This is a genomic window from Polyangium sp. 15x6 (genome assembly GCF_029960785.1).
In the GTDB taxonomy this organism is placed as follows: Bacteria; Myxococcota_A; Polyangia; order Polyangiales; family Polyangiaceae; genus Polyangium.
Map to the genome: position 1 here is coordinate 49447 of NZ_JASBQE010000051.1, position 17744 is coordinate 67190.

Below are 17744 nucleotides of genomic sequence, written 5' to 3' on the forward strand. Positions count from 1 at the left end.
GATCCCTCCGACGAGCCCATGCATTTGGACCACGAACCAGCGGGCAGAGTGGATGACCTTCAGGGCGCTTGCTCGACATGTGGGTCGCCTCGTCCGTCTCCCCCTGCCACCTCCTTGCCCGCTCCGCGCCCAACCCTTCGCCCAAAGCCGCGTCAGTTTCCTGCCATGCGTTGCGCGTCGGCGCGATGCGCTCCCTTGGGCCGCGTGGCGAGGTATTGCTTGGCGACGGCGACGGCCTCGGCGGTACGGCCGGCGCGCTGGAGCGCGACGGCTCGCAGATAATCCGCCTCATCGGCCCGCGCATCCGCCGGGTACGTCGAGACGAACCGCTCGAACTTCTCGGCGCCGTCGGCGTAATCGCCCCGACGAAGTGAATCCATCGCGTCGGCAAACGCGCGCGACGCGGCCGATGGGACACGCGCGGGCGGCGGAGGCACGAAGGTGGGCGCGGAAGGCGGCGTCGCAGCCTCGGGGCTCTCTTCCGAGGCGGATTCGCTCACGGCTTCCGGGGAGCGCTCGTTCGTCCACCCGTTTCCGCGCACGACCGCGGCGCGCGACGACGTTTTTTCTTTTGCAGGCGCGCTCGGGACGACCGCGGACGACGTGGTGTCCGGCGCGGCCTTCTCCACGGGTTTTTCCTTTTCGAACGCCTCGTCCGTCGCCCGCCAGGATCCACCCGCGGGAATCACCGCCGTGAATCCCGCATACTGGACCTCGGCCGTGCCTTGCTCCACGGCCACGCTGCGGATCCGGCCTTCCTTTGCCTCGACCCGAAATGCGGTCGCGCGGACCTCGATTTGCGCGTCTTTCGTGCGCACGACGAACCGCTCCCCCGCGCCGAGCTGGTTGCGCGCCACGTCGAGCGCGCCGTCCTCGAGGATCACCTCGTCGAGGCCCGCGCTTCGATTGCGCGTGAAGCGTGCGTCGTCCGATGGGCGCAACTGCGGCTCGGACGCGCCTCGAAGGCGCGGCGGCGCGCTCATGTGCTGCGCGACTTCGATCCGGCTCGTCGCGGCGCTCCACTTCCCACCGAAAAAGCCGAGCGCCACCGCGATGGTCAGCGTCGCCGCCGCGAGCAGGAGCCGCGCCTTCTCGAACGAGGCACCCGGGGTCGGGAGCGCCGTCGCGCGCTCGAGGAGGCCCACGCGCGCCCGCTGGTGCGAAAGCGGCGTCGCCCGCTCGCGTGGCGCGCGCACGGCATCTCCGATTCGATGGAGATCGCGCGCGAGGCTCGTGCACACGGCGCAGCCTTTGAGATGGCGCTCCATCGACGCCGCCTCCTGCGGACCGAGCCGCCCGTCACGCAGGGCCTCCACGAGATTCATCCACGGGCAGCCCGTAGACGTCATCGCATCCCCCTTTCCAGCGTTCGCCGAAGCTCGGCCCGCGCCTCGTGCAGGCGCCGCCAGACCGTGCCGACCGGCGTGCCCAGGATCCGCGCCACCTCGGGACCGGACATGCCATTGTATTCGACCATCACCAGCACGATCCGCTTCTCGTCGGAGAGGCGCGCGATGGCCGCCTGCAGGAGCGCCTCCTCCTCGGCCTGGTTCACGTGCTCCTCCGGGCTCGGCCGGGACGCCGTGGGGGCCGCGCAAAACGTATCGTAGAGCGCGCGCAGCCGCGCGAACGTGCGCTTGCGCCGCCGGAGGAGCTGCACGGCGATGCCCATCAAAAAGGGCAATGCCGAGGCACGCCCGTCGAACGAGGCGGCCGCGCGGGTCGCCGTGAGAAACGTCTCCTGCACGAGATCGTCGACATCCGAGGCGTTTGGCGCGGCACGCAGGAGGAACTGGCGCACGGGTTCGTGGTAACGATCGAAGAGAATGCCCAGCGGCCCGAGCTCGCCCTGGGCGATCGCAACGAGCAGCTCCGCGTCGCTGAGAGCGGGGGCATTCGACAAACGCTTGGGGGCGAGCGTCGTCATGGAATCGCCACCTCGAGCCCGACCCCGAGGCCGACCGTGTAGCCCGGGAAAGGCACCGACGCCCACGCCCGCCCGCTCGGCGCGACTTCGCCGTCGACGGCGATCACGGCACGGAACGCGCCGGTGATCGGCACGACGACCTGGGCCTCCAGGCCGAGCCGGAAATAGACACGCGTATCCTGGTCGAACTTCTTGTCGCCTTCGAGCTCCTCCTCCGGCACCACGCTCGACACCACCGCGAGGGAAGGCCGGAGCGCGGGCCTGAGCTCGACGGATCCCACGGTGAAAGTGCGAAATGCCGAGGCGCCGATGCATAACTCCGCCGTCTGCGGCAGCCCCTCGACCAATGGCATCGAAAAACCATCTTGACGGATCCAAACACCACCCCCCCACGACCGGAAGGGCACCGCTGCCGAGAGGGTCAGCCCGCCCCAGATCCGGTGCGCCGGCCCCGCGTACCGTGGCCCGACGGCGGCGCTCAAGAGCACACGCGGCTCACGCGGCTGCGGATCCTTCTGCGACGTGGGAGGTGTCTCGGGGCTCGGAGGAAGCGGCTTGGCGAGGAGCGCCTCGCCGAGCGGCCCGACGTCGTCCGGCGACTCGACCTCGCGCGTGACGGCATGCCCGTCCGCGTCGACCACGGTGACCTGCGCCACGTCCACGCCGACGACCAGATCGACCTCGCCGCCCACGCAGCTCCAGGGCTGCCCCGGTTCGCCGGTCGCCGCGACCAGGTCCTCGACCGCGCGTCGCCATGCCTCGGGCTGGGCAGAGACGTTTGCCCCGACGCGCGCCGGCGCACATGGCTGCGGGGGCGCCGCGCTCGCCGCGGTGGGGAGCATCGCCGAGAGGCTCAGGCCGAGAAACGTCGTGCGCAACGTCAAGAAGTCAGGACTCCACCCCTCCTTGCCCGCTCGCCGGCGGACCCTTCGGAGAAAAATTGCACGGGCGTGGGAGCCGGGTCAAGCGAGGTCCCCTCCCATACACATTGGAAAAACCGAGGCATTCGTGTCCCGGCCCTCTCGCGGGCCGGCCGATCCATGGCTGCATACATGTAGGGAATGGTGTAGACCCGTGCATGCCTGCTGTTTGCCCCCGCGTCCTCGCGACCATTGCCCTGGGCGCCCTGTTCCCTTCGCTCGGCTGCTCGTCGGCTTTGCCGAATCCCCGCCCGGACGTCGAAACGACCGACGCCCCCCGCCCCGCGCCTCGCTGGGGGCTCGTCATTCACGGAGGCGCGGGCGTCCTCGATCGCGCCTCGCTCTCCCCCGAGCGCGAGGCCGAAATGCGCGCGGTCCTCGCGGCGTCGCTCGAGGCGGGGCACGGGCTCCTCGCGAAGGGGGGCAGCAGCCTGGATGCAGTCACGGCGGCCATCCGCATCCTCGAGGATTCACCTCTCTTCAATGCTGGCAAGGGCGCGGTCTTCACGCACGAGGGCACGAACGAGCTCGACGCGGCCCTCATGAACGGCCACACGCGCGAAGCGGGCGCGGTGGCCGGGCTGCGCCACGTGCGAAACCCGATCGCGCTCGCGCGAGCCGTGATGGGAAAATCGCCGCACGTGATGATGATTGGCGAGGGCGCCGAGCGCTTCGCCGAGCAAGAGGGGCTCGCGCTCGTGCCGGAGAGTTATTTCTACACGGAGGAGCGATGGCAGGCGCTCCAGCGCGCCCTCGCGGCGGAGAAAAAGGCGCCTCCGCCTCCGCCGCAGGGCAAACCGCAGAGCTTCTGGGAGAGCCCCGCCGGGCGTGAATACAAATTCGGCACGGTCGGCGCGGTGGCGCTCGATCAGGCGGGCCACCTCGCAGCGGGGACGTCGACGGGCGGGATGACGAACAAGCGATTCGGGCGCGTCGGGGATTCACCGATCATCGGGGCGGGGACGTACGCGGACGAAGGCTGCGCGGTGTCGGCGACGGGGCACGGGGAATACTTCATCCGGTACACGGTGGCCCGCGACGTGTGCGCGCGGGTCGAATATTCGGGAATGGGGCTCGGGGCGGCGGCGGATCGGGTGGTGATGGACATCCTGGTGAAGGCCGGGGGCGAGGGAGGCATCATCGCCATGGACGCGCAGGGAAACGTGGCCATGCCGTTCAATTCGAAGGGGATGTACCGCGGATACATGGGGGCGGACGGGGTCGCGTCGGTGGCGATCTTCCGGGATCGGTGAGGTGCGGGCGAAACGTCGCGCCGAGCACCCTCGGTCGCCAGGTGCAGACGCCGCGTGACGGCTCGTGATTCGTGCCTAGACTTCTCCCCATGAGGCTCGTCGGACAGATCCACGTGACGCTCCGGGGCGAGGTCATCCATCGGGAGCCGAGCATCTGGGAGAAAATCAAGCAACGGCTCGGCGGCTCGCCGGACCTCGCCACGGACCGCGTACGCGTGGCGTTCGAGGCGAGCTCGCTCGTCGACGCGATCAAGCGCGCGCTCGTGAGCCTGGGGTTCGACAACGCCGTGTCGCTCGTGGTCGACGATACCGTCGTTTTCCAGGACACGGACAGCAAAGCAGGAGATTTGCCGGATCTCATGATCGCGATGTCGGAACACACATCGCTGTTCGGCAGTGGATTCCGCGAGCTCCGGCTGGCGCTCGAGCACGAGGAGGCGGGCTTGCACCTGCTCGTGGAGACACGAGCGTTCACCGAGCACCACGCGGGAGAGCCTTCGGCGTACGTCTCGATTGGCGGGCGCATCCAGGAGCTCGAACCCAGGCGCGGCGAGTCCGCGGAGGAATACCGAAATCGTGTCGCGCCGCTCGTCACGGACAGCACGCGCCTGGAAAGCGCGCGGCTCCAGTTCGAATCGTTCGTCACGCGCCTCGAAGGCGCCTTGCGGGCCACGATGCCCGAGGCGATCATCTCGCAAAAGCGCGCCGAGGCGCTCGTCGTGCGGCCGTCGCGCGAGCCGGAGCAGGAGGCGAAGCTCGAACCGTCGAACCCTGCCTACGACCCTTACGCCCGGTATTACCCGAGCCCGATGGGGATGATGCTCGACGTCATGCTGATCTCGTCGTTCATGCACATGATGCACGCGCCGATGATCCACGTGGTGAACCCGTCCGGAGCGCACGTCGGGTCTGCCGCGGACGTCTCGCAAAACCCTGGGCTCGCGGAGGCCAATTCCACGGATACGGGCGACGGCGGGGACGTTGGCCACGATGACGCCGGAGGCGACGATTTCGGGGGCGGCGACTTCGGGGGCGGCGACTTCGGAGGCGACGACTTCGGCGGGTTCGACTGATTCTCACGGGTCATCGAGCAGCCAAACCGCCGGGCTCTGCTCGACACGCGCGCCGACGAGCTCCGCTGCGGTGTCGAGGATCTCGGGCCACGTCGACGCGGCGTAGCCAGCACGACGCGCCAGATCGGCGCCCCGTGCCGCGACGACCAAGGCGTGCGCGGCGGGCACGTTGTAGCCCGCGGCATAAAGCGGGTTGAGCTCGAGCACCACCGGCCCCCCACCTCGGACGAAGGCGAGATCCGCCACGTAGCTCGGCGGAAAATCCGCCGCGAGCAAGGCCGGCGCGAGCGAACGCACGGCGTCGACAATGATCTCGCGGCGATCGGCGAGCGCGCTTTCGAGGGCGCGCCGTGGTTCGTCGGCGAGGACCTCGAACGGGCCATGATAACTGGCCATCAGGACGCGACCGCACAGCACCGTGAGCCGCACCTCGAGGGGTACACGCACGGCATCACGCGCACCCGGGAGCGCAGGCAGCTCGATTCGCTCGAGCTCGAGGTGCTCGCGCAATGCGAGGCCGCCGACGTCGAGGGACACGCGCAGGCGGCGGATCACCTCGAACACGGTAGCCTCGATGTCCGCCTGGTTGCTGCCGAAGTAATGCTCCGGGTTGGTCGACTTGGTCGAAGTGTAGAAGCCACGAATGAAGATGCCTTCATGCGGCTCGATCTCCGCATCGAAGAGGGCATTGTAGATCGCCTCGGTCAACGAGCTGCGCACGGCCGCCGGCGAATCGATGGCCGCGGCGCACGCGTCGTCCACCGGCAGAAAGGCCGTCCGCGGCGTGGGAATGCCGGCGCGCACGAGGACCGGGTACGAGCGATCGAGCCCGAGGACGCGCTCCACATCGTCGGGAGGGTCGAGGACACACGCGGGCAGAAGGGCGAAGGCGCGATCGAAGACGGTCCGGTAGTTCTCGCGCGGCAGCATGGGCAGATCGATCCAGCACACGCTGCCGCGCACGTCGCCCGAGGCATCGTCCAGCGCGTTCGCGTGACGGATGGCGATGTCCCAGCATCGCAGGCGGGCGAGCTCGGTCCAGAAGGCGTGGCGGCGCTTGATCATGGCCACGTTCCGAGGGTCGGCGTGGGGGTCGAAGGCGCGGTCGAGATCGGAGATGAGCGCGATGCGAGGCACGGGAGGAGCTTCGCACATCTCGAGCCAGCCAGGCCGGGGACCTGTTAACCATTCCGGAATGGCTCCCCTCCCCGACGTGACCATCGAAGATGCGCGCCCTGTCGATCACGCAGACGTAGTGCGTCTCCTCGCACGACAGCTCGCCGAGCACGACGTCGTTCTCGCGCCGGATCGACTCTCGGGCGCGGTCCACGGCATGCTGACGACGCGCGGCGCGGCCGAATCCTCGTGGCGCGGGATGGCGCGACCATCATCGGCGTGGCCGTGTTCGCATACACGTGGACGCTCGAGGTTCGTCCGGCCATTACGCTCGGCGAGCCCACCGGTCGTCGCGTCGTCAGGGGTCATGCCACACGAATGACCCGAGCCGATCGGTGCAAGGGATCCGGTACGCTCCGGCGCCTCTCCATGTCCTGAGGCTCTTCCATCCCGACAACATCCACGCCCCACTGCGTCACCACCTGGTCCGAGGCTCCCGGGATCGGGACGGCGGCACCATAGCCGTCGATGACGGGCCAACGGGGCTCCGTCCATTCTGGAGGGATACGGCCATGAACAACGTCCTCGCGTTGCAGAAGATCTCCGTCGACCGCCACGATAACCCCGAAATGTGCTTCTCGGTCATTAGCAGCATCATCGCCTGCGTCCGCCCCAGCTGACGTTTCCAGGCTATCGAAGCAAGCTTCCGCAGACACGGCCGAATCGTCTTTTTTAGCTTCATGGCGGCCTGCGGCAGCTCTCGTGTCGCTGCGCGCAGGCCGCCATGAACTCGTGTGTTTCACGAGGAGGGCGGGACATGTCGGATATCGAGCGGAGAGCGAGACACAATCTGATCCTCTTCACGTTCAACCACCCGGAGGAGTACTCGAGCCTCGAACGATATCAATCGACGACGGCCGACTTCCAGGCGCTGGTGAAGGAATTGCTGCCGCCCGGCTGGATCCTGGACGACGGTGTCGGGATCTGGTGCAGGGTCAGGCCGCCGATCGACCGGACGCCGGAGGCGGGTTTCAAGATTCACCTCTCCGCGACGGACGAAAACGCGAGGGCCCTCCTCGCGACGGTCGTGCCCATCCTCACGGCAGAAGGCGCCGCGTTCAAGTTCCTCGCCGATCGGGCCATGCTCGATCTCAACAACTCCAGCGGCCGGGACCGAGGATCGTGCGGCAAGTTCATCACGGTATACCCCGCCGACCTCGACCGTTTCCGTACGTTGATGCAGCGCCTTCACGAGGTCACGAAGGGCTTTGCAGGGCCCTATATCCTCTCCGACAAGCGGTACGAGGGCAGCAAGGTCCTGTTCTATCGCTACGGCGCATTCAGGAGCACGCTCCGCGTGAGCACGTACGGCGAGATGGAACCGTTTTTCGCGACGGCGGACGGCCGGCAGATCCGAGATCAGCGGTTGCCCTATTTCTCGCTGCCCGACGGAATCGCCGATCCCTTCCCGACCTCCGCGAGCGACAGCGCCGAGCCCATCCTCAAAGGCCGCTACCGAGCAACCCACGCGATGAGCGTCTCGAGCAAGGGAGGAGTCTATCGATGCACCGACCTCGAGACAGGCGCAGAGGTCGTGGTCAAGGAGGGACGCCCTTTCGTGAACCGCGGCAGGACGAACCCCCACGACGCTGCCGATGGCCTGAAGAACGAATACGAGATCCTGCGATTGCTGGAGAACACGGGCGTGACGCCGAGGGCGCTCGACTTCTTCATGGAGTGGGAAAATAGCTTCCTGGTCATGGAGCTCGCGCAGGCGAGGCCTCTGTCTACTCACATGGCATCCAACGAGGGCACCTCGATTTTGCTCACGACGGGGACCACCGTCGCCGACGTGAAGCGGTACTGCGCGGATTTTCTCGGGATCTCCGAACGGCTCATCGCCGGCGTTCGAGCCATCCATTCGCGGGGTGTCGCGATCCAGGATCTGGCGCGGCAGAATGTCCTATTCGATCCGACCGAGCGGACGGTCATGTTCGTGGATTTCGAGAGCGCCTACGCCGAGCGCGGCGGGAACGAGGGCCCCATCATTTACGTGTACACCCCCGGCTTCGGGGAAGATCAACGACGGTCGGGCAAGCCCCCGACGATCGCTGCCGACCATCGGGCGCTGAGCCGCCTCCTCGGGGATCTGCTTTATCCAGTGACCCCCTTCTTCGCGCTCGCGCCCGAGCGCCGGCGGCCCATGCTCGAGCACGTCGCGCACGAGAAAGGGCTCCCCGACCCGATTGTCCAGCTCATCCTCGGTGTGGGTGAACAGCCCGAGAGGATCGACGCGTTGATGGACGAAGCCAAGCGCAGCCTCGCTGACATCGCAGTGGCGCGACGAGCACCGCATGTCCCGCAGGACGACGCTCTCCGCCGGATCGTCTCCGACATTGCGAACTACATTGGGGAGAAGATTTCCACAAAGGATCCGCTGGATCTGCCGACGGACTACCGGCGTTTCACGACGAACGCACTGAGCGCCGCCTACGGCGCGTCCGGCATCGCCTGCGCCCTCCAGCGCGTGACCGGCGAGGTGCCAGCGGAGATGCGCGAGGCGCTTTCGGCCGAGGCGCAGCGCGTCGATAACGACCACTACCCGTCCGGGCTGTATGTCGGCACGGCGGGGATCGCGTGGGCGTTCCTCGAACTCGGAATGCTCCGTGAAGGCGAAGCTCTCATGCGCGTCGCCGCGCGCTCCCCGATCCGGTTCGAGAGTGCCGACATGTTTTACGGCGCGGCTGGTCATGGCCTCGCCAACCTCTTTTTCTTCGAGCGGCTGGGCGACGAGGCGTACCTCGCGAACGCGGTCGACGCGTTCCTTGCCATCGAGCCGAAGCTCCAGCAGGCCTTGGGAGGATATTGCTACGTCAACGCGGGCCATGTCTACCACGGCATCGCGCACGGCGCTTCCGGCATCGGCTACTTCCTGCTACGTCTCCACCTCGCGACGAGGCGGGCGGAGCACCTGGAGTATGCCACAGGGCTCCTGGACTTCGAATTGGCGAGCGCCGAAGAACGACAGGGGCAAATGATGTTTCGCCGTGCTGCCGGGGAGCCGGTGTTCTCGCCCTACTGGCGGAGCGGCAGCGCGGGAATCGGCAGCGTCGCGCTGCGCTTCCACGAGGTGCTGGGGGACGAGCGGTACCTCTCGGCGGCCCGCAGGATAGCCCGATACCTGGAAGACAAATACACCGTCTTCCCGGGAAATCTCTGCGGCATGGCGGGGCTCGGGAACTTCTTCGTGGACATGTACCGGGCGACGCGTGACGAGGCTTTCCTCGAAGAGGCACGCCGGTTCGTCACCCGGATCATGCTGTTCGCGCTCGAGAGGCCGGGGGGAATCGTCTTTCCTGGCGAGGAGTTGCTCCGCGTCTCCACCGACTACGGGACGGGCTCCGCTGGAATCGGGGTCTTCATCCACCGGATCCTCACCTCCGCGGGCATTCCCTTCTTCGATTTCTGAGCCGCGCGCGGGTAGAATCGAGCCAGCTCTCGTCGCGTATCATTTGCAGCTCATGGTGACGCCCGCGCCCACGACCCGGGCGGTCCAGTACACGTGCGTGGCATCGACCGCCACGTCGTACGCGCTGATCTGCGGGCCGCGCGCCACGTCGGCCACGTCGCCGCCCTCCTTGGGTACACGAATCACGCCGCGCTCGTCGTCCGAGCCGCCATCCTTGCTGCGCAGCGTGACGTAGACGTGTTTGCCATCCAGCGTGAGGCTCACGGGATCGGCGAGGTCCTTGGCGAGCACGGCCGGCGCGCCGCCCACCTTGGGGGCCTTCATCAGCGTACCGGCCGAGGGCTCGACCCAGTAGACGTTCGTCCCGTCCACCTCGAGTTCGTGGGAAAAATAGTGGTATGCGACGGTGGTGGGCGGCGCGATCTCCTCGATCGGGCCTCCTGCCTTGGGCACGCGCACGGTACGGCCCGAGGGATCGTCCACGTTGCCGATGGTGCGCACGTAGACGTATGCGTCGTCGACCGCAATGGAATCCGGGTTCGAAATCGACGCGAGGGATTCGACCTTGGAGGTATCCTTGGGCGTCCGGAAGAGGCCTGCCGTGGACGTGAAATAGACACTGCTCTCATCCACCGCGACCGCGCTGATCGCATCCTGCGCGAGGACCACCGCCCCGCTGCCGTCCTTGTTCATTCGCACGAGCTTCTCGGCGTAATCCACGACGTAGAGCGCCTCGTCATCCATGGCCAGCGTGTAGGCCAGCGTGAACCCCTGCGCGAGGCGCTTCGGCGAGGCGCCGCCCGGATCCGCTCGCCACACCGAGTCGTCGCGGGTCCAGTAGACGCCGCTCGCATCCGCGACGATACCGTTCACCGCGCTCTCGTCCATGCCCTCGCCGAACGTGACCAGCGGGCATCCGCCCGGGCCGTAGCTCGTATTCGGTTGATCGTTCGTTGCCTGATCGCTGCACCCGGCGATGAGCAGGGTCACCAGCATCCACGAAAATGCACGCACGTTTATCCTCCTGGAAGGAAGCGGGCCCGGCGCCGTGCATGCAGCGTGCCAACAATCCGTGCCGCGGAGAATGCTCTCCAACGATGTCCTACTATGAATGGGGGTTCACGGTGTGCCGGGCGAAAGTGCATCGCTCACGCCGTCGCCGTTCGACGTACCATCCGCACGACCAGCGCGGCGGTCGAAGTCGCCGTCGCCAGCCCGACGACGCCCATCCAGCCCCATTGCGCCAGCGCCAGACTGCCGAGCGCGGCGCCCGCGGCCATGCCAATGAACATCCCGGTGAACAGCAGCGCGTTCAGGCGGCTGCGCGCGCCGGGCTCGATGCCATAAACCAGGGTCTGGTGTGCGACCAGCGTTGCCTGGACGCCGAAATCGAAGCCGATCGCGGCGACGACGATCAGGCCCAGTTGCGCCGAGGGCGGCAGCAGGGGTGAAAGCACCATGGTCGCGAACGACACCGCGGTCAGCCCTGCGCCGAGGCGCGTGACGAGCTCCGGCCCACGTCGGTCGGCCAGACGCCCGGCCAGCGGTGCGGCCAGCGCGCCGGCCGCGCCGGCCAGCCCGAAAGCGCCGGCGGCGGCGCTGCCCAGGTGAAAGCTACCGTGCAGCATGACCGCCAGCGTCGACCAGAATCCACCAAAACCGAGCGCCAGCAATCCCTGCGCGAGCGTCGCCTGTCGTAATGCCGGGTAACGGCGCCACAGCGCGACCAGCGAACCCATCAAGGCGCGATAGCCGAGCTGGGTCGTGGGCTGAAAGCGCGGCAATCCCTGCCAGGCGACCACGCCGATCAACGCAATGGCGCCCGCGGCGGCGATATACACGGCGCGCCAGCCCCAATGCTCGGCCACGAAGCCGCTGACCACGCGCGACAGCAGGATGCCCAAAAGCAGGCCGGTCATGACCGTTCCCACGACCTTTCCGCGCTGCGATTCCGGCGCCAGCGTCGCGGCGGCGGGCACGATGTCCTGCGCCAGCGTCGCGGTCAGCCCGACGGCCAAGCCGGCCCCGAGCAACCAGCCAATCCCCGGGGCGAAGCCGCAGATCAGCAGCGCAAGCGAAAGCAGCGCGGCCTTGACCAGGATGATGCTGCGCCGATCATAGCGGTCCCCGAGCGGGGCGAGCAGCCAAATCCCCAGCGCATAACCCAGCTGCGTCGACGTGGGCACCAGGCCCAGAAGCCGATCGCCGGCGTGAAGGTCCGGGCCGAGCACCCCCAGCATCGGCTGACTGTAGTAGAGCGACGCGACGCTCAGCCCGGCGCCGGTGGCCAGCAGAAGCACCAGCGAACGGGAGAGCCCGGCCTGGGCGGGGACGGCGGCGGTGACATGCGTGATCTGAATGGTTGCCATGGGGGACGCCTCTTCGGTTGACCTGAGGCCATCGTACAAGCCGCTCCGAAGACGTGGTAGCTGCCTCGGGCGCAGACTTGATATACGCTCGATGTATGACCAACCCAGACATGACCGGGATGGACCGGATCGGCCTGATGCAGACCTTCGTGCGCATCGTCGAAACCGGCAGCCTCTCGGCCGCAGCCGCGCAACTGGGGACCAGCCAGCCCACCGTGAGCCGGCGCCTGCAGGCGCTCGAGCGCGCCCTGGGCCTCAAGCTGCTGCAGCGCTCCACCCACGTCATGAAACTCACGGACGATGGCGCGCGCTGCTTCGCGCATGCCAAGACGCTCCTGGATGGCTGGCAGGCGATGACCGCCGACTTGCGCGGAGCCAAGGACGCGCCGGAAGGCCATCTACGGGTCCTGGTCCCGCACGCATTCGGGCAGCAGCAGCTCATCGCGCCGTTGACGGCGTACCTGAAGCGTCATCCGAGGGTCACGGTCGAATGGCTGCTCCACGATCGGCGTCCCGATTTCATCGCCGAGGGCATCGATTGCGCCGTGCAAGTCGGCGCGGTGGACGATCCCTCCGTGGTGGCCGTTCGATTGGCCGAGGTGCCGCGCATCGTCGTCGCTGCGCCGGACTTGTTCCGCGAGCGGCCGCTTCCACGGCAACCGGACGACCTCGCGGCGCTGCCATGGCTTGCGCTGCAGACCTATTATCGCAACGAAGTGGCGCTGGTGCGAAAGGCCGACGGCGTCACGCGGCGCTTTGCGATCCGGCCCCGCCTGAGCACCGATAGCCTGTATGCGCTACGCAACGTGCTCCTTTCGGGGCTGGGGGCCGGAATCGTCTCCGCGTGGATGGTGAACGACGATCTGGAGCAGGGGCGACTTCTGCACCTGGCCCCCGCGTGGGAAGCGCCGCGGCTGCCTGTCCACCTGGTCTATCCCTACGCGCGCTTCTACCCGGCCCGGCTGCGCGTGTTCCTGGAGGCCATGCGCGAGGCGGTGCCGAACATCGCCGGGTAGCTCGCGAGAAGGAGAGCGAATCTCGAAGCCTCTCCGTTCCTGCATTGCCCTGCATGCGTGAGAATCGTGCTGCGGAGCACCCCCACCGCGTGATTCTTGCTCTGATCGCTCTTTCCGTGTTAGGGTCCCGACTGTGCACGCACAGTGCGGCACATCCTTAATGGTGATATCATGCAGGTAAAACGGTTACTTGGTGGGTCCTTGTTCTGTCTCGCTCTCGCACCGGCCGTGGCCCGCGCGGAGCCCGTCACCGTGCCGGAAGGCGTCGCGGATCCCATCGACGGCGAAGGTACGGGCCTTTGCGCCGCGTCGGCGATAGCGACGAACCCGGTGACGGACTTCAACCTCGCGAACCCCGGCAACTACACGGAGTCGATCGACACGTTCATCGACGCGCACGCGGCCGATCGCGTCGAGAACGTGATCCGCTCGGTCTTCGATCTGTCCAACAACAACGCGTCCGGCCTCCAGGTGAGCTACGGCGATTTCATCGACGCCGCGCTGCGGGCATGCAAGACGGGCGGGTGCGATTTCTTCGTCAACGACTCGACGACGGCCTTCGCCTCGCGTATGCGCGGCTTCTTCAACGTCACGGCCGACCTCGCGAACAAGCCCATCCACTTCGGGTTGTACACGGACGACACCGTCAGCCTCACCGTGTACGACAAGGCATTCAACGCCTATCCCGTCGTCGTCCGCCCGGCTCAGATAGGGGTTGCGACGTGGCGCGTGACGAACCAGGTCACCTTCTCGACCCCGGGGCTCTATCCGATCGAGATCCTCTACACCCAAATCACCGAGCACGCCGCGCTCGAGGTCTCCTATTTCGTTGGGGATTTCGAGGACTTCGAGCGACCGGCCAACCAGCCGCCCATCGTCAAGCTCAACGACGCGGGATTCACGCTTCTCCCGCCGACCTCGTTTTTCCAGACGTTGAACGGCAACCCCTCGTACCCGGATCTCGGCGTCTGCAAGCAATGCGAGCGGAAGTTCATCAACCAGGCCGGTGAGACCGGTTGCGAGGCCGGGTACCACTGCAATGAAGCGGCGCTCTGCGCGCCTTGCGACACGGACGAGTTCTGCGGATCGACCTGCTCGCCTTGCGGCGGCGAAACCCCGTTCTGCGCGGACGTGAATGGCAACCTCCAGTGCGCCGGTTGCCGCACGGACGCCGATTGCGCGAGCGGCGACACCTGCGATCCGAGCACGAAGACCTGCAATGAATCATCGTCGCCCGCGGGCTCGGGTGGAGCCGGCGGCAGCGGCGGCGGCAACGGCGGCGGCGGCAACGGCGGCGGTAACGGCGGCGGCGGCAGCGGCGGCGGAGGCGACGGCGGTACGGAAAGCGGTTGTGCTTGTCGGGCCGAACCGGGCTCGTCGCCCGGAGCCGCGGGCATTCTGGGTCTCGCGGGCGCGGCGATGGCTTATGCCCGGTCGCGACGGCGCGCGTCCCGATCCTCGCACCGTTGACGTCCGCGGTATCGCCGAAACACCTTCCAGGACCTCGGCGCCCCCTCCCCTTGCATAGCCCTGCGCTGTTACGACGCACTGTCACACACGCGTGACAGTGTCACTGCCTCGTGACACGCTTGCGGCTTCTTTTGCGGTTTTCCCCCCACAATTCTCTGCGCTCGGGGGGCTTTTGGCTCGGGTTCCCTTCGCCGGGTTCCCACATCGTGGCCGTTCTTTATTTGCTCTTCGGGACGGACACCGCCGCGTGTGGCGGCGGGCAACATGTAGAGCCGGCAACATCCCTGATCCACGGGCCTCTGCCGCCGGAAGGCGCCCCCGCGCCGACAGCACGCGCCTTCCTCATGAAGCCGCGAAAAACGTCGTGGCATCAACATTGCTTTTCCCGTCCGCATGACGTTCACGCTTCGCTTTTCGACGTCCCTCGCTTCTGCGCTCCTCGTGACTTCGATGGCTCTCCATGCATCCGCCGCGGACCCGCCCGCGCCCGCCGACGCGGAGCCGCGCAAGCACTCCTTGTCGGTGACCGCCGGCCTCACGCCCTTTTACTTGTCCGATGCTGTGGGTTATGATGGCTTGAACGCGTTCAGCCTTTCCGCCCCCAAACCGCTGCTCGAGGGGCTCTCGGGCGATTACATGCGCAGCTTTGGCCTCGTTCGCGTGGGCGTCGGACTGCGCTACACGTACACCCAGGACACGCGCCCCCGCGGGTTCAAGCCTTGGAAGACCTTCGCACACGAGCTCGGGATCTCCGGGCTCCTGGGGCTCGGCGGCACGACCCGCAGCGGCGTGGACATCGCCGCGACGTTCGGCCTCGGAATCGGCCACTGCTGGATGCCGAGCTTCGATTCGTACGCCCCGCGCTGGGGTGTGACCGGCGAGCTGCTCGTCTCGGTCGCCATTCCGGTCACCGAGGCTTCCGACATCTTCCTACGCAGCGGCTCGAGCATAGCCTATTTCATCGGCAACGCGCCCGAGGTCCCGGAGGGGTACTGGCCTCCGGACGAACCGTACCTCGTCCGCGCCTACATCCCCATCGAGCTGGGCTACCGTAGACGCTTTTGACCATTCCGCAAATCTGCTACACGCAGCGGATGGGTGGCAGGCCGACGATAGGCCGAGCGTGTGGCGGCGGGCAACATGTAGCGGGCCGGCAACATGCCTGATCCAGGTGTCCTGCGCCGAAGGCCCGCGCCATCCTCGCGAAGCCGCGAATCACCTCGTGGCATCGACATTGCTCTTCCCGTCCGCATGACGATCACGCTTCGCTTCTCGACGTCCCTCGCTTCTGCGCTCCTCGTGACTTCGATGGCTCTCCATGCGTCCGCCGCGGACCCGCCCGCGCCCGCCAGCGGCGCGGAGCCGCGCAAGCACTCCTTGTCGGTGACTGTCGGCCTGACGCCCCTTTATTTCGGCGGTGGCATAAGTTATGACGATCGAGGGGCCGAGTACGGGAACGAGGTCTACGCCTACGAACCGCTGCTCGCCGGGCTCTCGGTCGATTACATGCGCAGCTTCGGCCTCGTACGTGCGGGCGTCGGACTGCGCTACACGTACACCCAGGACAACGGGCAGACCTTCGCAAACGAGCTCGGGATTAACGGGCTCTTTTCACTCGGCGGCACGACACGCAGCGGCGTGGACTTCGCCGCGACGCTCGGCCTCGGAATCGGTCACACCTGGGTACGGAGCTACAATTCCCCGGGCTGGGGTGGGACCGGCGAGCTGCTCCTCTCGGTCGCCATTCCGGCCGGCACGGCTTCCGACTTCCTCCTGCGCGGCGGCTTGAGGCATGGCCTATTTCACCGGCAACGCGCCCGAGGTCCCGGAGGGGTACTGGCCTCCGGACGAACCCTACCTCATCCGCGCCTACATCCCCTTCGAGCTGGGCTTCCGCAGACGCTTTTGACCGCTCCTCGAATTTACCACGCGCAGCGGATGGGTGGGCCCCGGCTCCGTGCTGCTCCAGCACGCGAGCTCGGCCCGACCGCCTGCCGCACGCTATCCCGCGCTCGAGCGCGACCGGCGGGGTGGCTCACTCGTCCCCAGCTCGGCATAATTCTTTTTCGCCTGATTCAAGCTCACCTCATTGGCGCCGCCCTCGTAGTCCGGCTTCTCGGCCTGGATGGGATCATCCTCCCAGTCGCACTCGCCGCAGATCTCGTAGTGCCCCAGTTCTGGGAGCGTGAATTTCCCACAGCAGGGGCATGCAAACAGGCCAGAGTCGCTCACGGCATTCATTTGCCGAGGGTATCATCGCCCCGGCGTGACCGGCAAGGGATGCCCATGCCTCGCCGAGCGTGTGACGGCGGGCAACATGTAGCGGGCCGGCAACATCCCTGATCCACGTGTCCTGCGCCGCCGAAAGGCGCGCCCGCGCCGAAGGCACGTGCCTTCCTTGCGAAAACGCGGAAAACCTCGTGGCATCGACATTGCTTTTCCCGCCCGCATGACGATCACGCTTCGCTTCTCGACGTCCCTCGCTTCAGCGCTCCTCGTGACTTCGATGGCAATCCATGCGTCCGCCGCGGACCCGCCCGCTCCCGACCGTGGCGCGGAGCCGCGCAAGCACTCTTTCTCGGCGACCATCGGCCTCACGCCCCTTTACTTCGGCGAGGCCGTGGGTTTTACGGACGGAGGGGGCGATTACTTCTCCTCCGCCGACGAACCACTGCTCTTCGGGCTCTCGGGCGATTACATGCGCAGCTTCGGCCTCGTTCGCGCGGGCGTCGGACTGCGCTACGCGTACATCCAGGACACGAACTCCCACTGGCCCAGGGGCTGGCAGACCTTTGCACATGAGCTCGGGATCTTCGGGCTCTTTTCGCTCGGCGGCACGACCCGCAGCGGCGTGGACATCGCCGCGACGCTCGGCCTCGGGATCGGCCACTCCTGGGTACCCAATTTCGATTTGTACCCCCCGAGCTGGGGCGGGACCGGCGAGCTGCTCGTCTCGGTTGCCATTCCGGTCAACCGGGTTGCCGACTTCTTCCTGCGCAGCGGCATGAGCGTGGCCTTTTACATGGGCAACATGACCCAGGAGGGGGAGTATCCTCGTCCCGACGCCTATCTCGCGCGCGCCTACTTCCCCTTCGAGCTGGGCTTCCGCAGACGCTTTTGACCGCTCCGCG

The 17744-nt window shown here is 67.2% G+C and carries 14 protein-coding genes; 7 read left to right on the forward strand and 7 right to left on the reverse strand.

The features are described 5' to 3' along the window. Window positions 1–152: 152 nt before the first annotated feature. The 3 genes from QHF83_RS31195 to QHF83_RS31205 are packed head-to-tail and all read right to left on the reverse strand — an operon-like array spanning window position 153 to window position 2811. Window positions 153–1349: a FecR domain-containing protein gene (locus QHF83_RS31195; protein ID WP_282421634.1), complete on the reverse strand. Its 1197-nt coding sequence runs from the start codon at window positions 1347–1349 to the stop codon at window positions 153–155. Beyond that, the gene (locus tag QHF83_RS31200) at window positions 1346–1927 is read right to left on the reverse strand and encodes an RNA polymerase sigma factor (RefSeq protein ID WP_282421635.1); all 582 of its coding nucleotides are present in this window, start codon (window positions 1925–1927) and stop codon (window positions 1346–1348) included. Before QHF83_RS31200 ends, QHF83_RS31195 begins: the two co-directional genes overlap by 4 nt. Beyond that, on the reverse strand, window positions 1924–2811 hold the full coding sequence (locus QHF83_RS31205) for a hypothetical protein (protein WP_282421636.1): 888 nt from the start codon (window positions 2809–2811) through the stop codon (window positions 1924–1926). The genes QHF83_RS31200 and QHF83_RS31205 overlap by 4 nt, the downstream gene beginning before the upstream one ends. Window positions 2812–3005: 194 nt before the next feature. Between QHF83_RS31205 and QHF83_RS31210 the strand changes: the two genes are divergently transcribed. Together QHF83_RS31210 and QHF83_RS31215 are read left to right on the forward strand one after the other, a co-directional pair. Continuing rightward, window positions 3006–4100: an isoaspartyl peptidase/L-asparaginase gene (locus QHF83_RS31210; protein WP_282421637.1), complete on the forward strand. Its 1095-nt coding sequence runs from the start codon at window positions 3006–3008 to the stop codon at window positions 4098–4100. An 89-nt stretch (window positions 4101–4189) separates the two neighbouring features. Continuing rightward, window positions 4190–5173 (forward strand): hypothetical protein, encoded by a 984-nt coding sequence (locus tag QHF83_RS31215; protein ID WP_282421638.1) that lies wholly within the window; start codon window positions 4190–4192, stop codon window positions 5171–5173. Between the two features lie 3 nt (window positions 5174–5176). On the opposite strand, the gene QHF83_RS31220 is transcribed toward QHF83_RS31215, so the two are convergent. Next, entirely contained in the window at window positions 5177–6310 is a 1134-nt protein-coding gene (locus QHF83_RS31220; protein ID WP_282421639.1) for a hypothetical protein, read from the reverse strand. A gap of 796 nt (window positions 6311–7106) precedes the next feature. On the opposite strand from QHF83_RS31220, the gene lanKC reads away from it, so the two are divergent. Further along, complete coding sequence (gene lanKC / locus QHF83_RS31225) at window positions 7107–9758, forward strand: class III lanthionine synthetase LanKC (protein WP_282421640.1); 2652 nt, start codon at window positions 7107–7109, stop codon at window positions 9756–9758. Window positions 9759–9797: 39 nt separating this feature from the next. On the opposite strand, the gene QHF83_RS31230 is transcribed toward lanKC, so the two are convergent. Together QHF83_RS31230 and QHF83_RS31235 are read right to left on the reverse strand one after the other, a co-directional pair. Further along, window positions 9798–10772 (reverse strand): DUF5050 domain-containing protein, encoded by a 975-nt coding sequence (locus QHF83_RS31230; protein WP_282421641.1) that lies wholly within the window; start codon window positions 10770–10772, stop codon window positions 9798–9800. A gap of 134 nt (window positions 10773–10906) precedes the next feature. Beyond that, a complete protein-coding gene (locus tag QHF83_RS31235; protein WP_282421642.1) occupies window positions 10907–12127 on the reverse strand; it encodes an MFS transporter in 1221 nt (406 codons plus the stop codon). Window positions 12128–12222: 95 nt separating this feature from the next. Here QHF83_RS31235 and QHF83_RS31240 point away from each other — a divergent pair, with 95 nt between their 5' ends. The 3 genes from QHF83_RS31240 to QHF83_RS31250 all read left to right on the forward strand — a co-directional run bounded on the left by QHF83_RS31240 (window position 12223) and on the right by QHF83_RS31250 (window position 15678). Beyond that, window positions 12223–13143 (forward strand): LysR family transcriptional regulator, encoded by a 921-nt coding sequence (locus QHF83_RS31240; protein WP_282421643.1) that lies wholly within the window; start codon window positions 12223–12225, stop codon window positions 13141–13143. 201 nt (window positions 13144–13344) lie between these two features. Next, window positions 13345–14613 (forward strand): outer membrane exchange protein TraA family protein, encoded by a 1269-nt coding sequence (gene traA / locus QHF83_RS31245; RefSeq protein WP_282421644.1) that lies wholly within the window; start codon window positions 13345–13347, stop codon window positions 14611–14613. A gap of 450 nt (window positions 14614–15063) precedes the next feature. Continuing rightward, window positions 15064–15678 carry a hypothetical protein gene (locus tag QHF83_RS31250; protein WP_282421645.1) on the forward strand — a complete coding sequence of 205 codons (615 nt, stop codon included), beginning with the start codon at window positions 15064–15066 and terminating at the stop codon, window positions 15676–15678. Window positions 15679–16614: 936 nt separating this feature from the next. Here the strand turns inward: QHF83_RS31250 and QHF83_RS31255 are convergent. Further along, entirely contained in the window at window positions 16615–16845 is a 231-nt protein-coding gene (locus tag QHF83_RS31255; protein ID WP_282421646.1) for a CPCC family cysteine-rich protein, read from the reverse strand. Window positions 16846–17062: 217 nt separating this feature from the next. Between QHF83_RS31255 and QHF83_RS31260 the strand changes: the two genes are divergently transcribed. Then, entirely contained in the window at window positions 17063–17734 is a 672-nt protein-coding gene (locus QHF83_RS31260; protein WP_282421647.1) for a hypothetical protein, read from the forward strand. The last annotated feature ends 10 nt before the right edge of the window (window positions 17735–17744 follow it).

Excerpts from the sequence above, each read along its gene's own strand:
- QHF83_RS31195 (WP_282421634.1), bottom strand. The coding sequence starts at position 1,349 with ATGACGTCTACGGGCTGCCCGTGGATGAATCTCGTGGAGGCCCTGCGT.
- QHF83_RS31200 (WP_282421635.1), bottom strand. The coding sequence starts at position 1,927 with ATGACGACGCTCGCCCCCAAGCGTTTGTCGAATGCCCCCGCTCTCAGC.
- QHF83_RS31210 (WP_282421637.1), top strand. The coding sequence starts at position 3,006 with ATGCCTGCTGTTTGCCCCCGCGTCCTCGCGACCATTGCCCTGGGCGCC.
- QHF83_RS31215 (WP_282421638.1), top strand. The coding sequence starts at position 4,190 with ATGAGGCTCGTCGGACAGATCCACGTGACGCTCCGGGGCGAGGTCATC.
- lanKC (WP_282421640.1), top strand. The coding sequence starts at position 7,107 with ATGTCGGATATCGAGCGGAGAGCGAGACACAATCTGATCCTCTTCACG.
- QHF83_RS31235 (WP_282421642.1), bottom strand. The coding sequence starts at position 12,127 with ATGGCAACCATTCAGATCACGCATGTCACCGCCGCCGTCCCCGCCCAG.
- QHF83_RS31240 (WP_282421643.1), top strand. The coding sequence starts at position 12,223 with ATGACCAACCCAGACATGACCGGGATGGACCGGATCGGCCTGATGCAG.
- QHF83_RS31250 (WP_282421645.1), top strand. The coding sequence starts at position 15,064 with ATGGCTCTCCATGCATCCGCCGCGGACCCGCCCGCGCCCGCCGACGCG.
- QHF83_RS31260 (WP_282421647.1), top strand. The coding sequence starts at position 17,063 with ATGACGATCACGCTTCGCTTCTCGACGTCCCTCGCTTCAGCGCTCCTC.